The organism is Betaproteobacteria bacterium, assembly GCA_016791345.1.
Lineage (GTDB): Bacteria > Pseudomonadota > Gammaproteobacteria > Burkholderiales > JAEUMW01 > JAEUMW01.
The window spans coordinates 1-4577 of sequence record JAEUMW010000098.1 but is presented as its reverse complement, the minus strand read 5'-3'; the positions used below and the strand labels follow the sequence as shown (position 1 = coordinate 4577).

The 4577-nt window shown below is 64.1% G+C and carries 6 protein-coding genes; 5 read left to right on the top strand and 1 reads right to left on the bottom strand.

The window, feature by feature from the left end; genetic code table 11:
* Nucleotides 1-73: 73 nt before the first annotated feature.
* Nucleotides 74-1537 (bottom strand): glutamate--tRNA ligase, encoded by a 1464-nt coding sequence (locus JNK68_03965; GenBank protein ID MBL8539508.1) that lies wholly within the window; start codon nt 1535-1537, stop codon nt 74-76.
* Here JNK68_03965 and JNK68_03960 point away from each other — a divergent pair.
* The 5 genes from JNK68_03960 to JNK68_03940 all read left to right on the top strand — a co-directional run bounded on the left by JNK68_03960 (nt 1525) and on the right by JNK68_03940 (nt 4489).
* Nucleotides 1525-2166 (top strand): O-antigen ligase C-terminal domain-containing protein, encoded by a 642-nt coding sequence (locus JNK68_03960; protein MBL8539507.1) that lies wholly within the window; start codon nt 1525-1527, stop codon nt 2164-2166. The genes JNK68_03965 and JNK68_03960 overlap by 13 nt on opposite strands.
* Nucleotides 2167-2214: 48 nt before the next feature.
* Nucleotides 2215-2802 carry a peptidyl-prolyl cis-trans isomerase gene (locus JNK68_03955; protein MBL8539506.1) on the top strand — a complete coding sequence of 196 codons (588 nt, stop codon included), beginning with the start codon at nt 2215-2217 and terminating at the stop codon, nt 2800-2802.
* Nucleotides 2803-2815: 13 nt separating this feature from the next.
* Nucleotides 2816-3313, top strand: coding sequence for a peptidyl-prolyl cis-trans isomerase (locus JNK68_03950; GenBank protein MBL8539505.1), 498 nt, complete (start codon nt 2816-2818; stop codon nt 3311-3313).
* 165 nt (nt 3314-3478) lie between these two features.
* Nucleotides 3479-4198, top strand: a complete 720-nt coding sequence (locus JNK68_03945; GenBank protein MBL8539504.1) for a UDP-2,3-diacylglucosamine diphosphatase — start codon at nt 3479-3481, stop codon at nt 4196-4198.
* Between the two features lie 78 nt (nt 4199-4276).
* The gene (locus JNK68_03940; protein MBL8539503.1) at nt 4277-4489 is read left to right on the top strand and encodes a DUF433 domain-containing protein; all 213 of its coding nucleotides are present in this window, start codon (nt 4277-4279) and stop codon (nt 4487-4489) included.
* Nucleotides 4490-4577 lie beyond the last annotated feature (88 nt).

Genomic DNA, 4577 nt, shown 5'->3' with positions numbered 1-4577 from the left:
CTGCTTGTCGCGGGCGAGGGTGTTGTAGATCTTCAGCATGAAGACAGGCCGCGCCGCCCGCCGCCGACGGGCATCAGTCGACCTGGAGGTTGAGCACGTGCTCGGCGAGCCGACGCCTGGCGCGCTCGTAGCGGATCAGCTTGAAGAGCCGCGGCATCTCGGGTCCGTGCAGGTGCCCGGTGAGCGCAGCACGCAGCGGCTGAAAGAGCTGCTTGCCGGTGGCGCCGCTCGAGATCCTCACGCGTTCCGAAAAGGCGGCGAAATCCATGTCCGGCTGCAGCGATTGGAACGCGTGGCGGAAGAAGATCGGCGGCGTCGCCTCGATCACCCCGCGCGCACGCTCGGAGAGCAGCAGCGGCTCGTTGTAGATCGACTCCGCCCACAGCTTTCCGTCCTGCGGAAACAGCACGTTGTCGCGCACCGCCTCGGCGAAGCTCGAGAAATCCTCGGTCGGCACCATGCCCAGCACATAGGGCAGCAGCCACGCGGTGATGGTGCCGGAATCGGCATGCGCCACCGCCTGCGCCTGCCAGTGATCGAGCTGGGTGCGGTCGTAGCGCGCCGGCGCACGGCCGAGATGCCCGGGCGCGAACTGCGCCGCGAGCTCGTCGAGAGTGAGATAGCGCGTATCGGCAAAGTGATGGCCGAGCCGCGCGAGATAGTTGACCACCGCGCCCGCAAAGTACCCGAGTTCCCGCAGCTCCTGCACGGACAGGCTGCCGCTGCGCTTCGAGAGCGGCGCACCCTGCGTGTCCACGATGAGCGAGATGTGCGCATACGTCGGGATCGTGAGCTCCAACGCCTGCAGGAGCGCGATCTGTCGCGGCGTGTTGGTGAGATGATCCTCGCCGCGCAGCACGTGTGTGACGCCCATCAGCGCATCGTCGACCGCGTTCACGAAGAAGAATGCGAAGCTGCCGTCGGAACGCCGGATGATGAAGTCACCGATGTCATCGGCAGGGAACTTCTGCGGTCCGCGGACGAGATCGTCGAACGCGATCAGCGTCGACTTCGGCATGCGGAAGCGCAGCGCGCAGGCGATGCCCTGCGCGCGCTTCGCCGCGATCTCGTCGGCTTTCAGGTGCGCGCACTTGCCGCTGTAGCGCGGTGGCTGTCCGGCGGCGGCCTGCACCTTGCGCGACACCTCCAGTTCGAGCGGCGTGCAGAAACAGGGATACACCAGCCCCCTGGCTTCGAGCCGCGCGAGGTAGCTTTCGTAGACGTCCGTGCGCTGCGATTGCCGGTACGGCGCGGCCGCGCCGCCGACGCCCTCACCTTCCTGCCACAGCATGCCGAGCCAGCGCATGTCGTCCTGCAGCGCGCGGACGTATTCCTCGCGGCTGCGCTCGACGTCGGTGTCCTCCACGCGCAACAGAAATGCGCCACCGCTCGCCTTCGCGAGCAGCGCGTTGAAGAGCGCCGTGCGCACGTTGCCGAAGTGCAACAGGCCGGTGGGGCTGGGCGCGAATCGCGTCTTGACGCTCAAGGGGGGGAAGGCGCTGCGGCTGTGACAGTGTTCGAGGGATGCTGCTAGAATCCGGCGATCGCGAATCCTGGAACGCGCCGGAGTATAGCACAGTGACCCCGCCACGCCGCGCCGCGCTCCTCTTCTGCCTTGCCCTTGCCGCTCCGCTCGCGGTCCGTGCCGACGCCGTCGACGACGCCGCCAAACTCTATCAGCAGGGAAAGACGGACGAGGCGCTGGGGCGCATCGAGCGCTATCTCGGCGATCAGCCGAACGATGCCCGCGCGCGCTTCCTGAAGGCGCAGCTGCTCACGCAGCAGGGGAAGACGGAAGAAGCCGTCACGCTTTACACCGCGATCATCGAGCAATATCCCGAGCTTGCCGAGCCCTACAACAATCTCGCCGTGATCTACGCCCAGCAGGGCCGCTACGCCCTGGCACGGGATTACCTGGAGCGGGCGGTGGCCGCCTTTCCCGAATACTCGGTCGCGCTGGAGAATCTCGGCGACGTGTATACGAAGTTCGCCGAAACCTCCTATCGCGACGCTGCGCGCTACGACCCGGCCAACAATCAACTCCAGACGAAGATTGCGGCGCTGGAGAAGCTGCGTCCCGACGAAGCGCCGACACCCGTCTTCCACACGCCGCCGCCGCCGAAAAAGCAGGGCGGCGGTGTCAAGAAAGGCGCATCGCAGCGGTGACGATGCTCGCTGCACGTTCTTCATCTTCATAGCGAAAGGTACCCCCCAATGCGATTCCTCCGTCTTCTGACCTCCGGCGTGCTCTTCTGCTTCGGGCTCTGCGCCGGCGCTGCGCTTGCCGCCAATCCGCAGGTCGAGTTCAAGACCAACGTCGGCAGCTTCGTCGTCGAGCTGTACGCCGACAAGGCGCCCGCCACCGTCGACAACTTCATGCGCTATGTGAAGGACGGCTTCTACACCGGCACCATCTTCCACCGCGTGATTCCCGGGTTCGTCGTGCAGGGCGGCGGCTACACCAAGGACTATCAGCAGAAACCGACGCGGGCGCCGGTCAAGAACGAGGCAGGCAGCGGGCTGAAGAACGTGACGGCCACGCTGGCGATGGCGCGCACCAACGATCCCCACTCCGCAACTTCGCAGTTCTTCATCAATCTCAAGGACAACAACTTCCTCGACTATCGCGCACCCAACCCGCGCGAATACGGCTACACCGTGTTCGGAAGCGTCGTCAAAGGGATGGATGTGGTGGAGAAGATCGCGGCGATCCCCACCGGCGCCGCCGGGCCCTTCCCGGCCGAGGTGCCGCAGCAGACCGTGATCGTCGAGGGAACGAAAATCCTGAACCCAACCAAATAGCGAGCGCAACCCCATGTCCAAGGTAAAGCTGACCACCAATCACGGCCCGATCACGATCGAGCTCGACGACGCGAAGGCCCCGGCCACCGTCCAGAACTTCCTCTCCTATGTGAACAGCGGCTTCTACTCGAACACCGTCTTTCACCGCATCATCGATGGCTTCATGATCCAGGGCGGCGGTTTCGAGCCCGGCATGCGCCAGAAGCAGACGCAGGCACCGATCAAGAACGAGGCGCAGAACGGACTCAAGAACGATCGCTACACCATCGCGATGGCACGCACCAACGATCCGCACTCCGCAACCGCGCAGTTCTTCATCAACGTGAAGGACAACGACTTCCTCAACCACACCGCGCCCAACGCGCACGGCTGGGGTTATTGCGTCTTCGGCAAGGTCACCGAAGGCACGGAAGTCGTGGACAAGATCAAGGGCGTTAAGACCGGCAGCAAGGGCTTTCACCAGGACGTGCCTGCCGAGGACGTGGTGATCGAGAAAGCGGAAGAGGTGTAGCGGCCGGCATGCCGGCCGCGTGAAGGAGTGAAGACGTGAACGGGTGAACGGGTCTGAGCGCGGCAGTCACAAGCGCCACCGCTGGTTTTTCACCCCTTCACCCCTTCACCCCTTCACCCGTTCACCCGTTCACCCGTTCACGCCTTCACGTCTTCGCGCGTTTCCATGGCCACCCTCTTCATCTCCGACCTTCACCTCTGCCGCGAACGGCCGGAGATCAACACGCTCTTCATCCGCTTCCTGCGCGAACGCGTGCCGGGGTCCGACGCACTCTACGTCCTCGGCGACCTCTTCGAATACTGGGCTGGCGATGACGATCTCGCCGATCCCTTGCACGCCGAGATCGGTGAGGCACTCAGGCAGGCAAGCGACTCGGGCGTGCCGCTTTACTTCATGCACGGCAACCGGGATTTTCTCGTCGGCGACGAGTTCGCGCGCGCGACCGGCGTCGCGCTCCTGCAGGACCCGATCGTCGTCGATCTGTACGGCACCCCGACCTTGTTGATGCACGGCGACACGCTCTGCACCGACGACGTGAAGTACCAAGCGTTCCGCGCTCAGGTGCGCGATCCCGCATGGCAGAACGATTTCCTTGCGAAGCCGCTCGCCGTGCGTAAGGCGATCATCGAGAACGTGCGCGAGCAGAGCACGCGGGAGATGAAGGAAAAGTCCCCGGAGATCATGGACGTGAATCCCGATGCCGTCGTCGAGGCGTTTCGCCGTTCCGGCTGCTCACGCATCATCCATGGTCATACTCACCGCCCTGCTCACCACGTTCATGAAGTCGACGGCAAGAGCTGCAAACGCTGGGTGCTGACGGATTGGTATCAGCGGGGGGGGTACATGGCAGTTAGCGCGACGGAGTGGCGAGCATTGCCGCTTTAGAAGGCGGTACCCAATCCGCTCTCCCGTGTGAAGCCTGCGAAGTTGCATGACCCGCAGCGTTGAGGGTAGCCTCGCGCCATGGACGAGCCCGTAATCTCTCGCAACCCCTACGTGATGGGGGGCACTCCCGTGTTCGCCAACACTCGGGTGCCCGTCCAGACACTTCTCGACTACCTTGAAGCTGGGGACTCCATAGACGAGTTTCTGGCCGGTTTCCCTTCGGTCACCCGAGTACAGGTTATTCAATTCCTGGAGCAGGCCATGGACCGACTGGTTGCCACTGCTTCGTGAAGGTATTCATCGACGAGTGCGTTGACTGGCGACTCTCGCGTGACATCCCGGGTCACGAGGTCAAGACGGCGCGCCAGATAGGGTGGTT

Excerpts from the sequence above, each read along its gene's own strand:
- JNK68_03960 (MBL8539507.1), top strand. The coding sequence starts at position 1,525 with ATGCTGCTAGAATCCGGCGATCGCGAATCCTGGAACGCGCCGGAGTAT.
- JNK68_03955 (MBL8539506.1), top strand. The coding sequence starts at position 2,215 with ATGCGATTCCTCCGTCTTCTGACCTCCGGCGTGCTCTTCTGCTTCGGG.
- JNK68_03950 (MBL8539505.1), top strand. The coding sequence starts at position 2,816 with ATGTCCAAGGTAAAGCTGACCACCAATCACGGCCCGATCACGATCGAG.
- JNK68_03945 (MBL8539504.1), top strand. The coding sequence starts at position 3,479 with ATGGCCACCCTCTTCATCTCCGACCTTCACCTCTGCCGCGAACGGCCG.
- JNK68_03940 (MBL8539503.1), top strand. The coding sequence starts at position 4,277 with ATGGACGAGCCCGTAATCTCTCGCAACCCCTACGTGATGGGGGGCACT.